Annotated in this window: 15 protein-coding genes and 1 pseudogene; 9 read left to right on the top strand and 7 right to left on the bottom strand. The window is 41.2% G+C overall.

Features of this window, described 5'->3' with window-relative positions:
* Positions 1–298: 298 nt before the first annotated feature.
* Positions 299–994: an NYN domain-containing protein gene (locus tag H6G26_RS21030; RefSeq protein ID WP_190731106.1), complete on the top strand. Its 696-nt coding sequence runs from the start codon at positions 299–301 to the stop codon at positions 992–994.
* A 195-nt stretch (positions 995–1,189) separates the two neighbouring features.
* Here the strand turns inward: H6G26_RS21030 and H6G26_RS21025 are convergent, their stop codons facing one another.
* Positions 1,190–1,432: a hypothetical protein gene (locus H6G26_RS21025; protein WP_190731105.1), complete on the bottom strand. Its 243-nt coding sequence runs from the start codon at positions 1,430–1,432 to the stop codon at positions 1,190–1,192.
* A gap of 208 nt (positions 1,433–1,640) precedes the next feature.
* Here H6G26_RS21025 and H6G26_RS21020 point away from each other — a divergent pair.
* The 5 genes and pseudogenes from H6G26_RS21020 to H6G26_RS21000 all read left to right on the top strand — a co-directional run.
* A pseudogene (locus H6G26_RS21020) lies at positions 1,641–2,558 on the top strand (glycosyltransferase); the annotation flags it as partial.
* An 82-nt stretch (positions 2,559–2,640) separates the two neighbouring features.
* Complete coding sequence (locus H6G26_RS21015; RefSeq protein WP_190731104.1) at positions 2,641–2,844, top strand: hypothetical protein; 204 nt, start codon at positions 2,641–2,643, stop codon at positions 2,842–2,844.
* Positions 2,845–3,349: 505 nt separating this feature from the next.
* Entirely contained in the window at positions 3,350–4,462 is a 1,113-nt protein-coding gene (locus tag H6G26_RS21010; RefSeq protein ID WP_190731103.1) for a M24 family metallopeptidase, read from the top strand.
* 5 nt (positions 4,463–4,467) lie between these two features.
* Positions 4,468–5,529, top strand: coding sequence for a galactokinase (gene galK, locus H6G26_RS21005; RefSeq protein ID WP_190731102.1), 1,062 nt, complete (start codon positions 4,468–4,470; stop codon positions 5,527–5,529).
* A 101-nt stretch (positions 5,530–5,630) separates the two neighbouring features.
* Positions 5,631–6,860: a hypothetical protein gene (locus H6G26_RS21000; protein WP_190731101.1), complete on the top strand. Its 1,230-nt coding sequence runs from the start codon at positions 5,631–5,633 to the stop codon at positions 6,858–6,860.
* A 274-nt stretch (positions 6,861–7,134) separates the two neighbouring features.
* On the opposite strand, the gene H6G26_RS20995 is transcribed toward H6G26_RS21000, so the two are convergent.
* The 5 genes from H6G26_RS20995 to H6G26_RS20975 form a co-directional block, all read right to left on the bottom strand.
* Positions 7,135–8,712: a DHA2 family efflux MFS transporter permease subunit gene (locus H6G26_RS20995; protein WP_190731100.1), complete on the bottom strand. Its 1,578-nt coding sequence runs from the start codon at positions 8,710–8,712 to the stop codon at positions 7,135–7,137.
* Positions 8,713–8,784: 72 nt separating this feature from the next.
* Positions 8,785–10,044, bottom strand: coding sequence for an MFS transporter (locus H6G26_RS20990; RefSeq protein WP_190731099.1), 1,260 nt, complete (start codon positions 10,042–10,044; stop codon positions 8,785–8,787).
* A 129-nt stretch (positions 10,045–10,173) separates the two neighbouring features.
* Complete coding sequence (locus H6G26_RS20985; protein ID WP_190731098.1) at positions 10,174–11,628, bottom strand: HlyD family secretion protein; 1,455 nt, start codon at positions 11,626–11,628, stop codon at positions 10,174–10,176.
* 163 nt (positions 11,629–11,791) lie between these two features.
* Complete coding sequence (locus tag H6G26_RS20980; RefSeq protein ID WP_190731097.1) at positions 11,792–12,259, bottom strand: MarR family transcriptional regulator; 468 nt, start codon at positions 12,257–12,259, stop codon at positions 11,792–11,794.
* Between the two features lie 74 nt (positions 12,260–12,333).
* Positions 12,334–13,992, bottom strand: a complete 1,659-nt coding sequence (locus H6G26_RS20975) for a glycosyltransferase family 39 protein (protein WP_190731096.1) — start codon at positions 13,990–13,992, stop codon at positions 12,334–12,336.
* Between the two features lie 137 nt (positions 13,993–14,129).
* Here H6G26_RS20975 and H6G26_RS20970 point away from each other — a divergent pair, with 137 nt between their 5' ends.
* Together H6G26_RS20970 and H6G26_RS20965 are read left to right on the top strand one after the other, a co-directional pair.
* The gene (locus H6G26_RS20970) at positions 14,130–14,774 is read left to right on the top strand and encodes a class I SAM-dependent methyltransferase (RefSeq protein ID WP_190731095.1); all 645 of its coding nucleotides are present in this window, start codon (positions 14,130–14,132) and stop codon (positions 14,772–14,774) included.
* 110 nt (positions 14,775–14,884) lie between these two features.
* Positions 14,885–15,340 carry an EVE domain-containing protein gene (locus H6G26_RS20965; RefSeq protein ID WP_190731094.1) on the top strand — a complete coding sequence of 152 codons (456 nt, stop codon included), beginning with the start codon at positions 14,885–14,887 and terminating at the stop codon, positions 15,338–15,340.
* Positions 15,341–15,420: 80 nt separating this feature from the next.
* On the opposite strand, the gene H6G26_RS20960 is transcribed toward H6G26_RS20965, so the two are convergent.
* Positions 15,421–15,624 (bottom strand): hypothetical protein, encoded by a 204-nt coding sequence (locus tag H6G26_RS20960; protein WP_242053817.1) that lies wholly within the window; start codon positions 15,622–15,624, stop codon positions 15,421–15,423.
* A 30-nt stretch (positions 15,625–15,654) separates the two neighbouring features.
* On the opposite strand from H6G26_RS20960, the gene H6G26_RS20955 reads away from it, so the two are divergent.
* Positions 15,655–15,828, top strand: coding sequence for a hypothetical protein (locus tag H6G26_RS20955; protein WP_190731093.1), 174 nt, complete (start codon positions 15,655–15,657; stop codon positions 15,826–15,828).
* The last annotated feature ends 400 nt before the right edge of the window (positions 15,829–16,228 follow it).

Below are 16,228 nucleotides of genomic sequence, written 5' to 3'. Positions count from 1 at the left end.
GCGTAGCCCGTCGCAAGCATCATGAATTCTTGCCCCTACCCTTACAGGAAGATTTATTTTCTCCAAACTCTTGCTGTCTCGGTGGGTAAAGATTAACATATCTGTGGGCGCAGGTAATGTTCCGTCAAACAAAGGCTGACAACAGTGAAGAACCCTTAGAGCGTCTACTTTGAATCCTCTTGAGCGCCAGTTAAATTTATCTGCATATAGTGACTTAATATAGAGCTATAAATCAGCGCAGACTATAGTATAGACAATTTACCCAAAAATTTTTCGATTTTTAAAATCAGAGGTATCAATGATTATAACTAATTTTAGCAAACAAAGAAATGAATTTAAAGAATCTAAAGTACTTAAGGCTAAACCACATTGGCAAGGTCAAAATTTGAACGATACTGCCGTCAAAAGTAAAGATGCCAAGATGGGAGATACTGCACCTGATAGTTCGACTTTCAATAGCCTAAATCGTGGTCGAGTTGCTATTTTTATTGATGGCTTAAGTCTATTTCATACAGCTTTACAACTCGGCATCGAAATTGACTACGTTAAATTGCTTTGTCATTTAACTAACGGTTCAAGGCTGTTGCGTGCTTTCTTCTATACTGGGGTTGATCTTAGTAATGAAAAGCAACAGGGTTTTCTATTATGGATGCGTCGTAATGGCTATCGTGTTGTAGCTAAAGATATCACGCAACCAGCAGAGAATTTCAAAAAATCAAATTTGAATGTAGAAATTGCTGTAGACATGATCACTTTAGCTCCTTATTATGATACTGCCGTTTTAGTCAGTGGTGATGGTGATCTAGCCTATGCTGTAAACGCTGTCAGCAGAATGGGGGTTCGGGTGGAAGTGGTAAGTCTACAAACAAGCACTAGTGAAAGCTTAATTGATGTTGCTGACTGCTTCATTGATCTTGATAGTATTAAAGCACACATTCAAAAAGATTCTAATGTTGGCTATAGTTATCGCACGCCGTCAAATTCAAATCTTTAAAACCCGGTGGTGCGATTCGTTCAATCGAAATGAGCAGAAATCTTCAGGGATGGCTCACTTCTCAGAGATAACTTTGTTTGGGTGGAGTGAGCCGTGTAATGGGAAACTATAAAGCACGGTTTTGAAAGCCAGCGAGTTTCGTGACGGACTCGCTGAGTTTACTAGGATGTCAAAGGACTGAGTTAGGTAAATCACTTAAGGGTTAATAATCCCGTAGTAAATGGCAACAACAAATAAGACAGCCCCCACTATAACCAGGGTAAAACCATAGCGAACCCGTGGATCGGGTAAGTCCTGATTGGTAATTACACTATCGCTTTGTACCTGAGTCATAGGCTCAGATTTTCCAGGTTCTTGAGGATTTATATAATCAGGTGTGTCCTCTTCCACGGGAAGATTATTTTCTGTTCTTGTGTTTTGAGTCTCTTGGGATTTCATGGGCTTTTTTTGATATCTTTATAGCTCGTGTGTTTTCATAATTTCAAAGTTTTACTAATGAGTACATCGTTCTTAAGAACTACCTTGGCTCGATGTGCGGTTCTCCTAGAGGGGTTAGTCGATGTCAAATTAATTGGTAATTGCGAATACACTTTTTTAAATAAATATTGAATGCCAATTACATAACTTGAGCCCCACAAAATAGCGTTGGGTAGGTATGGAATTGAAAAAGCAGCAATCGCTGATTCAGGTGCATACTTACCACTCATTAGGAGCAGTAAAATACAGAAGTATTGGGGAAGTTCCTGTCATTGCTACTCAACGATTAGCTGTAGAAAAAGCTTGTTTAGAAACTGTAGATCGTGTGATTGCCACAAGTCCGCAAGAGCAAAAACATATGCGGATATTAGTTTCCCAGAAAGGGAAAATTAAAATGATTCCCTGTGGTACTGATATTGATAAGTACGGCGGAATTGAGCGCAGTGTCGCACGAGAAAAATTAGGAATTGCACCTGATGCCAAAATGGTTCTCTACGTTGGTCGTTTTGACCGTCGCAAGGGAATTGAAACTTTGGTAAGAGCCGTTGCCCAGTCTAGTTTAAGGGGTAAGGCTAATCTGAAGCTAGTGATTGGGGGTGGTAGCTGTCCAGGGCAAAGTGATGGAATTGAACGCGATCGCATTGCTAATATTGTTGATGAAGTAGGGCTAGAAGATTGCACGACCTTTCCGGGCCGTTTAAATGATACTGTTCTACCCTTCTACTATGCTGCTGCTGATGTCTGCGTAGTACCCAGCCACTACGAACCCTTTGGTTTAGTAGCGATTGAGGCTATGGCTAGTCAGACTCCAGTAGTGGCAAGTAATGTTGGCGGATTAGAGTTTACTGTTGTACCTGAAGTTACAGGATTACTAGTACCACCGAAAGACGAAGCAGCTTTTGCTGATGCTATTGACCGGATTTTGATTAACCCTATTTGGCGAGACGAATTAGGTGCAGCCGGTCGCAAACGGGTAGAAATTGCTTTTAGCTGGGATAGTGTAGCTTCTGGGTTAACTGATCTCTATACTCATTTGCTGACTCAAACTAGGGCTAAAACTGAGAAACAACCTCAGATTGCAGCTTAAGTTTTAAAGCTTGAGAACATTACTGTCACGCACAAATATTCCAACACAAACCACTCTATTTAGTAAGTAGGGAATCAGAACTATGCTGAATATCGGAGATTATGCCCTGCATCAGAAAATCGGCCAAGTTGGTCAAGTTTTAGGCTATGGTCATCAGGTAATAAATGGAACTTATATCACTACCTTGAAAGTAAGGTTTAGAAATCAGAGTGAAACTCTTGGCTACAGAGGATTTATGGAGGATGTTTACACTAATTGGATATTGGCTGAAACAGTATTAAATTAGTGGTATAAATTGCTTGTTTTTATAGATGGTGTACTTTACTCCACCTGTGAATTTTCTGTTTCTACACTGTTGTGCTTCTGTTAACTCAACGGTAACTTTAGGGTGTAGCGGGCATAGCGAGCGGATCTAAATATTGAAAACTCCCTGCTGATATGGGGCGATTCGAGTTCGTTCCACGTGGATGGCGATTACAGAAATAATGCTAAGTGGCTCCTCCAGTTTTTTGGTGCTCTTTGTCAAAAATATTATAAAAAGGCATTGGGAAAACCGACTCTTTTCAAAGATGGGATGAGAGACAGCTTTTTAGGCCGTTGACGGTTAACAGTCAACATCTTTCGTGTTGTCCTATCCCCTTTTAGGGATTTAACTCCTTTTTCAACTTAATTAACCTGCGGAATGTGGGATACAATACCCTACCAAAGTTTTTTTCCAACCATAGACATACGCATATAAATACAGATGAATCTCATAATTGTGTGTATTCATCTGTGGTTACTAATTTTGTATGAACGAAGAAGTCTCCAAAAAACTAGAGTTAATCAGGCAAACCTTGCGTGAAACCGAAGCGCAAGGCGTTCGTTTACGCGGTACAGACTGGTTTGCCTGGGCGACAGGCGGCGCTTCTAGCACCGTGCTGCTTACTGCTGAAACTGGTATAGCAGAAGTATTAGTAACTATTGATGATGCTTGGGTATTGACGGATGAAATTGAAGGGCAGCGTCTTATTGATGAAGAACTGCCTGCTAATTTTAAGATGCATATTAACCCTTGGGCCGATGCTGCTGCGCGTGAGTCTTTTGTTCGTGATGCAACTGGTGGCGGAAAAACAATTAGCGATGTCCCCGACAACGCGAAGCGCGAACGCCCCATCTCCAATTTAGAACAGCCGTTACCCACATCTCTGCAACTACATAAACGGGTAATGATGTCAAGTGAATTAGAGCGATATCGCCAAGTTGGGCAAAAAGCTAGTCAGGCAATGACAGAGGTACTCAAAGCCGCCAAGCCAACTTGGACAGAATATCAGTTAGCAGGTGCGGGTGCAGAGGCATTATGGGCGAAAGGCTTGCATCCGGCGCTGACACTGGTAGCAGGTGATAGACGTTTACCGCTATACCGTCATGCTACAGCCACAGCAGAGCAAATTGGACGGCAAGCGATGCTGGTGTTTTGCGCTAGAGGTTACGGTTTGTATGCAAATCTGACTCGATTTGTTTGTTTTGGTAAGCTCTCAGACGAACAGGCCGAATTGCATTCCCATGTGCGCGAAATAGAAGCAGTAGTTTTAAATTTGTGCCAACCTGGAACCAGTTTGGACAGAGTTTATCATGCGCTAGCTCAGGCTTATGAACAGCATGGGTTCCCCAATGCCATCCTTGAACATCACCAGGGAGGAACTACTGGATATTTAGCGCGAGAAATCGTAGCAAATCCAAGCACTACTGATACTTTGGCAGAAGGTATTGCTGTCGCTTGGAATCCCAGTTTACGAGGGGCGAAGGTTGAAGATACTTTTGTGATTCTGGAGGATGGAAAGTTGGAAAATCTGACTTTTGATCCAAATTTTCCTAATGTTGAGGTAGAAGGAAGATTGCGCCCTGTACCTTTATATAATTAAAAATTATGGATTTTCAACAAGTATTCGGTAAACCACCTGAAACTCAAGCGAGTGCGCCAGGAAGAGTAAATTTACTGGGCGAACATACCGACTATAATGACGGGTTCGTTCTTCCAACTGCGATTCCTCAAGGTACGACGGTACAGCTAGGTTTTAGTAGCGATAGCCAACATCACTTTTACTCGGAAAATTTAAACGAGCAAGTGAGCATTTCAGATATTAATCATCAACCCTCTGGATTTGCCAGTTATATTTTTGGCTGTATTGAGCTTTTGCAAAAAGCAGGATATACAATTCCATCGCTTTGTGTGTACGTCAAATCGTCGGTTCCTATGGGTTCGGGTTTATCTAGCAGCGCCGCTTTAGAAGTGGCAACCCTCCGGGCATTACGCCAACTTCTGAACCTTCCCATTGATGATGTTGAAATCGCCCAAATTGCCCAGCAAGCAGAAATTCAATATGCTGGCGTGCAATGCGGCATTATGGATCAGATGGCTTCTAGCTTGGCTGACACTGAGCATATCTTGTTTTTAGATACTCGGACTTTAGAACGTCGGGTGATGCCTTTGCCTGAGAAAGCGGAGATTTTGGTTATTGATAGCGGTGTACCGCGTACACTTGCAGGTAGCGGTTATAACCAGCGTCGCGCTGAGTGTGAGGAGGCGGCGCGATCGCTCGGAGTTAAGGCATTGCGAGATATTACTGATGTTAATGTAACAGAAACATTACCCGAACCACTACAGCGTCGTGCCCGTCATGTAGTTACAGAAGATAACCGCGTCTTGGAAGTCTTGCAGGGAGTAACATCTGAGCGCTTTGGCGAATTAATGAATGCTTCCCATGCCAGCTTGCGAGATGATTATGAAGTTTCAGTGCCTGCCCTAGATATATTGGTAGATATTTTGCAGAAAACAGAAGGAGTGTTTGGTGCAAGACTGACGGGTGCAGGCTTTGGGGGGGCAAGTGTAGCTTTGGTAAGATCAGGCCAGAGCAAAGGTATTGCAACTCATGTCCTTGAACAATATAACCAAGCAGGTTACAACGGACGAATTTTGGTTCCTGCTTAGGATTAAGTCAGTGACGCTTCGGAATTGCTGAAATAAGGTAAAAATAATAGGACATGGGGATAATTACCTCATGAAACAACTCGAGGTAAGGTAAAGTACCCATGCTCAGGCGCTTAATTGTGATTGTGACTGCTGCTATAGTATTTAGCAGTTCCTTGACGCTGGCACAGACTAAAAAGCCCAAACTTCCTGATAAATTTCCTCCTAATCCCCTAGAAATTACCACACCCGATCCACTACTACCACGTTTGCCCAAGGATAAACAACCATTAACTCTCCAAGAACAACAAAAGTTAGAACCAGCGCTGGATGCGTTAAATCAAGAAGCAGCAACGAAACTGCAAGCAGGAGATCAAGTGGGGGCGTTTGAAATTTGGAACCGGGAACTTCGCTTGCGGCGCTTTTTAGGTTCATTAGCAGAAGTGCAAGCACTATCACGAGTCGGAGCGATCGCTTGGAAGCAAAATGATGGACAAGAAGTACAATATATTACGCAGCGATTGCAAGCAATTCAAAAGCAGGCACAATCTAAAAAAACAACTGCTCAAGTTGATCTAGAATTGTGGCGATCGCTAGGTCAAGCTTACCAAAATCTACGATCGCCTAAACTAGCTGTGGAAGCTTACGACCAAGTTTTATTAGTGATGCGAGAGCAAAAAAATACAACAGCAGTAGTAGAAAACCTCAAGACAATGGGGGAACTGCATTTGAGTTGGTTTGATTATCCCAAAGCCGCCCCAGTTTACGAAGAATTGTTGGCTTTAGCTACTTCCCAAAACGAACGTGTAAATGAGGTAACATATCTGCAACGGCTGGCTTACATTTATGAGCAGACGAGACAACCGCAGCAGTCATTGAATGTACTGAATAAATTAGTAGAAATTTACGTCAATGAAAATAATCTTATTGAAATACCAGAATTAAAGCTAGCGATCGCTTCAAATTACGAATCTTTAGCAAAGGAAAATCCTAACTTACTGCTAGAAGCTTTTAATAATTATCAAGAAGCTTATACTACTGCTTGGCAATTAAAGGAGTACGTTCGTGCTGGTGAAGCTTTGCAGAAGTTAATTGCGCTGTACCGTTCTCAAGGACAAACAGATGAGGCTTTGCAGGTTAGTCAAATTCTTGTGGAGACAGAGTCGCAAGCAGCCAACTTTTACGGAATGATGCAAGCTTATGACCAAATTGGGCAATTGTATCTAGAACGTAAAGAGTTTCCTCAAGCATTAACAGCTTTTAAAAAAGGGTTGGAACTAGCACAACAACTCAAACATGAAGAAGCATATTTTACTGGGCAAATTAAAAAATTATCGAAAGCAAGTCTTTAGTTGATATAGCAATCTTATTTAATTTTAGGACTGCTATATTAAACTATTAAAACCCCAAAATTTGAATTTTGAATAATGCTTTAGTGATTGACCCAAAAATGTTAGATTATCATACTAATAACCATCTTATACCAATTTGAAAAAATAATGCGACAGATGGCTAGGGGCACAACAATGTTGTGCCCTTACAAATAATTGATGTGTCGCAAACATTATTTGAATTAGTATTAGTACCTTAGTAGTTTTATCAAATATTTTACCCCAGAGAATAAATCTAATGAGCAACAGCGCCACCGATTAGTTTTACCTTTTTGAAGAATAAAATAGCAATGCCACTGAGTAACAATGCAATACCAATAAAGTAAAAACAATCGTTAAAAGCCATTACAAATGCTTCCCGACGAACTATATTAGATATGGATGCGATCGCTTGATTTTGCGCTGTACTTAAATCTGCTCCTCGACTCATAAAATACTGTGTCATTTGGTCAATTCGCTGTTGAGTTTCTGGGTTATATAAAGATATTCCATCACTTAATCTATTTGAGTGAAATTGCTCTCTATTAGTTAATAGAGTTGCTAAAGATGCAATTCCTATAGAACCGCCCATATTCCGCATCATATTAAATAAACCACTCGCCGATCCTGCTTCTTTTGGGCTTAACCCAGCAGTGGCGATAGAAGTTAGTGGCACCATAATTAGGGGTTGCCCCATTGCACGCACAAATTGTGACCATCGTAATTGATCTAATCCAGTTTCATTAGTCATTCCAGAGTTCATAAATGCACTGATGGAAAACAAAGTTACACCAACAGCCACCATTAACCGCACATCAATGCGTTGCATGAGTTTGGGTATCAGAGGAATAATAAATAATTGGGGAATACCAGCCCAAATTAATACTTCACCAATTTGCAGCGCATTGTATTTTTGGATTTGGGCGAGATACAACGGTAAAATATAAATTGAACCATACAATCCTACTCCCAGCGAGACATTCACAATACTGGCTAAACCAAAGTTACGCCTTAAAAGCCGTAAATTAATAAATGGTTGCTTTCGAGTTAATTCAATATAGAAAAATATCGCCAAAAAAATTACCGCAATTACGCTTAAGCGCACAATCAACGCTGAACCAAACCAATCTTTGCGGCTACCTTCTTCTAAAACAACTTGCAGGGAACCTAATCCAATAGCCATCGCAATAATTCCCCACCAATCACCTTGTTTCAGTAAATTAATTTGGGGACGCTCTTGCTTAATTCCATACCAAACGCCAGCTAGCATTAATGCTCCTGGAATTACATTTATATAAAAATTGTATTCCCAACCAAAGTTTTCTGTTAACCAACCTCCTAATGTCGGGCCAATTGAGGGTGCAAAAACTGCACTAAATCCAAATGCAGCCAGCCCAACTGATTGCTTAGATTGGGGTAAAGTGGTTAATACAACTGTCATAGCGGTAGGAATTAGTACTCCTCCGCTCAAACCTTGCAAGGCGCGAAATAAAATCATGGAATTTAGATTCCACGACCAAGCACAACATATAGAAAAGAAAATAAATAGTGCAGTATTTACTAATAAATAACGTCGTAGAGAAAACACCCGTGATAACCACCCTGTTAGAGGAATTACCACAATTTCTGCTACGAGATACGCTGTAGAAATCCAAGAACCTTCTTCTAAAGTTGCTCCTAAACTTGCTTGAATATCTTGCAACGAAGCATTAGTTATTTGAATATCTAATACTGCCATAAATGCACCAAGCATACTGGCTAATACACCAATCCAGGTTCTTAGCGGTACACGTTCTGGTGGTGCTTGCTGACGAATTACACCTATATTAGTCATAGCATTTTTCTAGTTTTAAAATTAAGCAACAAAATTATTATTATATTTTTACATCTCTTGGCAGGTTTTATCCTAAGCTCTCTTACTGATTACAATGCCTTTTTGCTCATAAATTGGAAGCATTATTTTCCTTAAAGCAGGCAGCTGTCTGCTAAAAAAGATAGAGCCTAAAATACAAACTATACCATCAATAATTAAAGTGTTTGTAGCACCAATACGACTAGCTAAGAAACCTCCTAACAAATTACCTATAGGAATCATTCCCAAAAATGACATTGTGTATAAGCTCATCAATCGCCCACGTTTGTCATCCTCAACAATTGTTTGTAAAAATGTGTTGCTAGCAGCAATTTGGAGAATTGTACCTAAGCCAACAAATAACATTGTAAATAAAGAAAGTGGTAAAAATCGAGATAAAGAAAAGGCAATTAAACCACTTCCTAAAATTGCCGGAGCTATGGCAATCAACTTACCAATTCCTAAGATTGTTTGGCGGGTAGCTAGATAAATACCACCCGTTAAAGCTCCAACTCCAGATGCCGCCATCAAAAAACCCAATGTTTCTGCACCACCTTTGAGAACTTGTTCTGCAATAACTGGTACCAAAATAGTGTTTTGCAGCCCCATAAGGCTGACTAAAGCTGATAACAATAAAATAGCTCGAATGGGTGGAAAACTAAAGGCATATATAAATCCCTCTTTGACTCTTTGCAAGGGATTACCGTTAGTTACCGAGTGTTTCCAAGGCTTAACTTTCATTGCCAATAAAGCGGCGATTACAGCAATGTAGCTCAAACCATCTATTAAAAAACAATAGGCCGCTCCAACCCCGGCAATTAGTAAACCTCCGATCGCAGGGCCAATTAATCGCGCACCGTTGATCATGGTAGAGTTAATGGCGATCGCATTTGCTAAATCTTCTCTGCGTTCAACCAATTCTGGCACAAACGCTTGGCGGGCTGGCGCATCTAAGGCATTAATAAATCCTTGGAATAAACTCAAGGCAATGATATGCCATACCTGAATCACACCAGTCAGCGCCAGCACTGCTAATGTTAACGACTGAATCATCGCCAAGACTTGCGTACTAATTAAGGTACGATATCGAGAAAAGTGATCTACAAATACTCCGCCAAAGGGAGCTAAAAAAAAGCTAGGAATTTGACTCGAAAATCCCACAACTCCTAGCATTAATGGTGAGTTTGTCAAGTCATAAACTAGCCAAATTGTCGCAAGTTGCGTCATCCACGTCCCAATTAGAGAAATACCTTGTCCGGCAAAAAACAACTGGTAGTTTTTTGACTTTAATGCAGGTAGTAGCGGTTTTTTCATCTCAGGCTTGCTTTATATCAATCTGCTTTCATAAATATCATTTCACCTCATCTCTTACGCCTCTCCGTAGATGTAGGAAGATGTTACAACAAGAAAGATGTTTTTCATATGTTTTTAAGTAATTTGCTATTACTTGACTTCCACCGCAACTTCCGCAGACATTCCTGGAGTAACCCGCGATTCGTACCCTTGAATGCTCTTTTGATCAAAAACTACTTTTACTGGAATGCGTTGGACAACTTTAGTAAAGTTACCTGTCGCGTTATCCGGTGGTAATAAGGCAAACTGAGCGCCGGAAGCTGGCGAAATACTGTCAACACGACCAATAAAGGTGTGATGAGGGAAAGCATCTAGCTTGATTTCTACTGGTTCGCCTGGACGCATCTTTTCTAATTGGGTTTCTTTGAAGTTTGCAATTACCCAATAGTTGTTATCCACGATCGCCATTAATGGTGTTCCCGATTGGACTCGGTTGCCAACTTCCACGTTTTTTCTACCTACGCGTCCGGCACTGGGAGCGGTAATGTTGGCGTAAGATAGTTGCAATTGCGCGTCTTTAAGCGATGCTTCTGATTGCGCGATCGCTGCTTTTGCCGCTTCGTATTGACTACGTTTTGCTGTTGTATCTTGTCCGCCTGCGGTGGCTTGTTGCAATCCCCCCTTGGATGCTGCCAATTTAGCTTGGGCATTGGTAACATTTTCTTGCGCCTGTGCTAGTTGAGACTGCGCTTTGGCGACACCAACTCTAGCAGAGGCTAACTTAGCTTGGGCTTGTTCTACTCCCTGAATGGCGGCATTTTTTTCTGCCGTAGCCACGTTATAAGCTGCCTTGGCGGTGTCTAATTGCTGACGAGCGATCGCACCTGATTGATACAACTGGTTATAGCGATTGTAATCTGCTTGTGCTCTTTCCAAATTCGCATTTGCTTGTGCTACCTGCGCTTGCGCGGCGGGAATCCCAGCTTGGGCTAGTCTGACTTCAGCTTGCGCTGCTGGTATCCCAGCTTGGGCTTCTTGTACTGCTGCTTTTGCTGTGGAAATTGCTGCTACCGCACCGCTAACATCGCCCTGTGCCTGAGTTGTTTTACCACTGGTGGTTTGTGAACTTAAAGCAATATTTGCTTCGGCTGCTTGCGCCTGCCCACGAGCATTTTCTAAGGCTGCTGCTGCTTGCTGTACCTTACTTTCATAATCTCGTTGATCTAACTTCACTAACAATTGTCCCGGTTGCACCAGTTGGTTATCATTCACTAGCACCTGACTTACAGTTCCGGGAATACGGCTACTAACTTGGTGAATATTTCCGGCAACGGTGGCGTTGTCTGTTTCTTGATGGGTGGAAGCGTATTGCCAATAGTTATAACCAAAAGTACCTGCTGCGATCGCACCCACACCTAATGCTGTCAAAATTAAACCAATCGGTTTTTTCCGCTTCGGTGGAACTTCTTTCTCTTTCTCTATCTCATCTGTTACAACTGGTGCTTGTGCTATCACAGTTTCTAAAGTCTCGGAATCAGGAATCAATTGTTTTCCGATAAATGGGGTTTTGTTTTGATTGCGTCCGTTAAAAGTATTAGCCTCCATGATTCTTAACTCGCTTGTTCGTTCAATAAATTTGATTAATAGTCTTTTATTTAGAATGCGTAGTATTTCCTGAAAAAAATCCTTATTTCCTTCGTATACGTAGTATTGTCTCAAAACAAATCTTTACACCACTTCCTCCAGTCGGGTGATTGTGGGACTATCTTTAGGAGAGGTTAGTGATCGCCCGATTCAAGATTTGGGAAAACAGTTCCCGATCAGCAAAGGAAATGCCATCCATCGCTTCATCACGCACTGCGGCGGCGATTGGGGGTAAGACAGCTTCTAGTTCCTTACCTGCATCCGTTAGCCAGATTCGCCAGATGCGGCGATCGTGAGTGTCGCGTTCTCGGCGCACCAAGCCGCGTTCTTCCATCCGATCTAGTACGCCTGTTAAAGTCCCTCCTACTTGTTTGAGTTTGTCCCCAATACTAGAAGTAGGTAAACCATCTTCTTGCCACAAACAACACAACACCAACCAATGAAATGGCGTAAGTCCAAATGGTTCTAGCCTCTCAGTAAACTTGCGACTGAGCAGTTGTGAGACTAATTTGATTCTGTAACCCAAATTGTATGGTGCTAGGTTTTGCTGCCACGAATCTAAAGCTGAGGAATGATTAGATGTAGAAACCATTTAATATAATACTTAGCGTACGTACTATTATAAATGAATTGACCTTTTTTAGCAATAGTTGTTTTGCATCTGTCTTAGGGAATAACTTGAATCAATTGGGACTCTTTGACAGTGCCGATAATGCGGTGAGGTCGAGATAATTTAGGGGATTGGTTAGCATATATCCAAGCATAGCTCAAAGGTGGTATTTGGGAGATAGAGGCTACTGCTTGAGGGCGACTAGGAAGATAGAAATTAAACAGTACTTTGGTTTTAGCATCTATATCTACATAGTAGGTAGGATAAGATTGGACAATTGAGGCGATCGCACTTTGTTGTAAAAAAGTTTTTAAACCAGGGTTATAGTCACTTAAAAAACCTACGCTACCCATCGCCGCCAAAGCCAGCCAGCAGGGAATTAACCAACCTGCAATCCAATAACGCGCTGTGAGAAACTTTTTGCCAAAGTGGTAACGGCCAATCCACACTATAGGCAAAATTAACCAACCCAAGCCCATAGCCAAGCCAATAATTGCATACTTGCGAATATCAGAACTACCCCAACTAAAAATGCCAATACTTGCTATCACAAGTAGAACTCCTAACCCACCAAAGCCATAACTGAGGTTTCGGGGAAGATTCTTCTTTGCAAAAACGTTTAATACATTTATTTTACTTTTTTTAAGAGGTAATTGTGGGGTCATTCCTATTTGATAGATATTGCCTAGCCAGTTTAAACCTACAGATGCAAACAAAGCTATAAACGGATAAAGGCAAAGACTATAGTGAGATAAACGAGTGGTAAAAAGACTAAGTTCTACAAATAGGACAAGTGGAAACCCAACTAATATTAACTGGTAACGAGGAATAGGACGACGGAGGGTCAAAAACAAACCTAAAAGTCCGAAAAAAGCCCAAGGGAATGCTTTTAAAGGAATATTCCATAAATAAAACAGCCGATCATTTTGGTAATTATCTTTAGAACCTAGTTGCACAACAAAGTTGAACAACTCCTGCAAGCTCTGAATTCCGTAGTGCCGCCAACTTAACCACAGCCAAACACAGGTAGGTATTAAACCTACGAAAAAGCCTAAATACAAAATTGGGTTATTAAGATGACGATGACGGCGATTTTCCCAAATTAAATAAGGCAATAAAGCTATAATTGGCAAAAAAATCATAAAGCTTCTGACTAAGAAGCCTAAACCTAAACTAAAACCAGCTAGAAAACTCCACAAATAACGGGACTTAGGATGCAATTCTGTTTTTATTAAAGACAAAATAGCTAAAAGTACCAAGAGAACCGTCGGTAAATCAGGTGTACTTAAGCGAGAGTATTGCAGCCAGAGAAATTCCACACTTAAAATTGCCGCAGCTAGCCAACCTAATTTTTTGTCTAGCATACTTTTGCCGATTTCATACACAAGCCATAAGCTAAAAATGCCAGCAATCATACTAGGAAAACGCGCAGTAGTATCACTGATACCAAACAGCTTGTAGAAACTAGCAATTATCCAATAAGGGCCAGGGGTTTTATGATGTGCCCTTTCCCAAGGAGCTATCCAATTACCAGAATCAAACATCAGACGGGCACGCGATGCATAAAGCCCTTCATCATGTGCCATTAGGCTATTGTGCCCTGAAGTAAATAATAATAATGGAAGTATCCAAACTAACAAACTAAAATAGGGTAATGATGCGACTAAGCGGAGTTGTCGCCAAATATGCTGCAAGAAGTGTAGTTTATATAACATTGAATTGATAAAAATTGAATGCTGCTATTTAAACTCATTCATGTGTCTCGGTGTTATTAAAATATGTTACATAGGTTTGTAAAAAAATACCTGAAATTGCAGCAATTTTCCCAAAAAGTACTCCAAAACAGAGATTTATGCAGTTAAGACCGAATCAGCGCCTGAAATTAGACGACACAGACGATAAGCTGTTTTATGCTTATCCCCGCTTGGTCACTCATGTAGATGAAGGATTTATTCAACAGCTAACGGATTTATATCGCGATCGCCTGAAACCCAACACCCGCATTTTTGATATGATGAGCAGCTGGGTGTCTCATCTACCAGAAGAGATGCAGTTTGACCATGTGGAAGGACATGGACTCAATAGTGAGGAATTAGCACGAAATCCCCACTTAAATCATTACTTTGTGCAAAATATTAACGAAAATCCCCAGCTACCTTTACCAGATGAAGATTTTGATGCTGTTCTTAATTGCGTATCTGTGCAGTATGTGCAATATCCAGAAGCAGTATTTTCCGAAATTTACCGCATCCTGAAACCCGGTGGTGTCGCAATTATCAGCTTTTCTAACCGGATGTTTTTTGAAAAGGCAATTCAAGCTTGGCGGGAGGCTTCAGAAGCACAGCGAGTAGAATTAGTCAAAGCTTATTTCGCCTCAGTTTCAGGATTTACAACCGCAGAAGTTATAGTTCATAAGTCAACATTACCGAATTTATTACAGTGGTTGGGTGCAGCTGGAGGAGATCCGTTTTATGCCGTTATAGCTTACCGCAGTTAAGTCAAATATTCACTAGTACAACTTGGCGTAAATCCAGCTACCATCTCAAAGACAAGGGGCAAAATCCCCTTGTCTAAAAAACCCTTGTTATTTTTATATAATTTGTGTAAATGAATTATTGGCTAATGAAATCAGAGCCACAAGCCTATAGCATTGCTGACCTTCAAAAGCAAAGCGAGACTATCTGGGACGGTGTTCGCAATTATCAAGCTCGCAACTTTTTGCGCCAAATGGATGAAGGAGACTTAGCTTTTTTCTACCACTCCAACACTAATCCTCCCAATATTGCTGGATTAATGCGTGTGGTGAAAAAAGACATTGCTGACCCAACACAGTTTGAGCCAGAAAGTAAATACTACGACCCGAAATCAAGTTCCGAATCTCCTCGGTGGCAAACAGTTGTAGTAGAATTTGTTGAGACTTTTTCTAACCCCATATCGCTATCAATACTCAAAGAGGAGTTTAGCGCCGAAGAGTTAATGTTGCTGAGACAAGGAAATAGATTATCGGTGATGCCTGTCCCTGAAGCAGTAGCTTTGAAGATTCTGGCAATGAAAATCTCCTAATTGTAAATTACCCCACCCTACGTGGATAGCCAAAGCTAAGATGGCTATAACCCACTCCCCATACTGCTCGGTTAAGAAATTTATCTGTCGAGGCAAGCAGTTATTGAGCAGGAAGCTTCAATTATTGTACGATTAGCTTGTTGATGAAGTTGGCGATCGCTATAAAACTGAATAGGTAAATTTAGAGAATTTTTGAGAGATTGCCCGGCTTTTATATTCAGTAGTTGTTTCGCCAGTTTAGTTCGCTGAAATATATTAGTAATTTCGTAATATAACGGTTTCAATCTCATATTTTAGTAGCAATGATCTAGAAGATGACCCAGTACAGCAGCCTAGAACTTAAAGAAGCTTCGAGCCAAGATAGTGACTTGCTACTTGAGTTAATGTCAGGCTTCAATCAAGAAGAAAACATCAATCTTTTTACAAGCGTGCTGGCTTTGAGTGCTACCTGTATCGTCCTTTTTACAAACATTTATGATGGCAAATAGGAAGCAGCATAACAACCCAGATATTACACAGACACTGCCACAATAAAAAGACAACCGAAGATGGTTTAGTTGTAAAGTACACATGACAAAGTGCCGAATCATTGAGGAGCCGTGTAATGGGAAACTATTAAGCACGGTTTTGAAGACCAGCGAGTTTCGTGAGGGACTCGCTGAGTTTACTAGGATGTCAACACAGTAGCTATTCCTTCGACATCCTCCGGTTCGCTAGGCTACGGTGTACACACATCTCTGTACAGACCCAAAATCGTTGGAGATCCCCCTAAATCCCCCTTAAAAAGGGGGACTTTAAGAGACTTTTGCCCCCCTTCTTAAGGGGGGTTGGGGGGATCAAAAGGCTCTGGGGCAACTCTATAAGACTTGTGTGTACACCGTAGGGTTC

It is taken from the genome of Nostoc sp. FACHB-888 (assembly GCF_014696655.1).
Taxonomy (GTDB): domain Bacteria; phylum Cyanobacteriota; class Cyanobacteriia; order Cyanobacteriales; family Nostocaceae; genus Nostoc.
The sequence above is the reverse complement of the archived record's forward strand: the minus strand, read 5'-3'. Positions and strand labels throughout refer to the sequence as shown.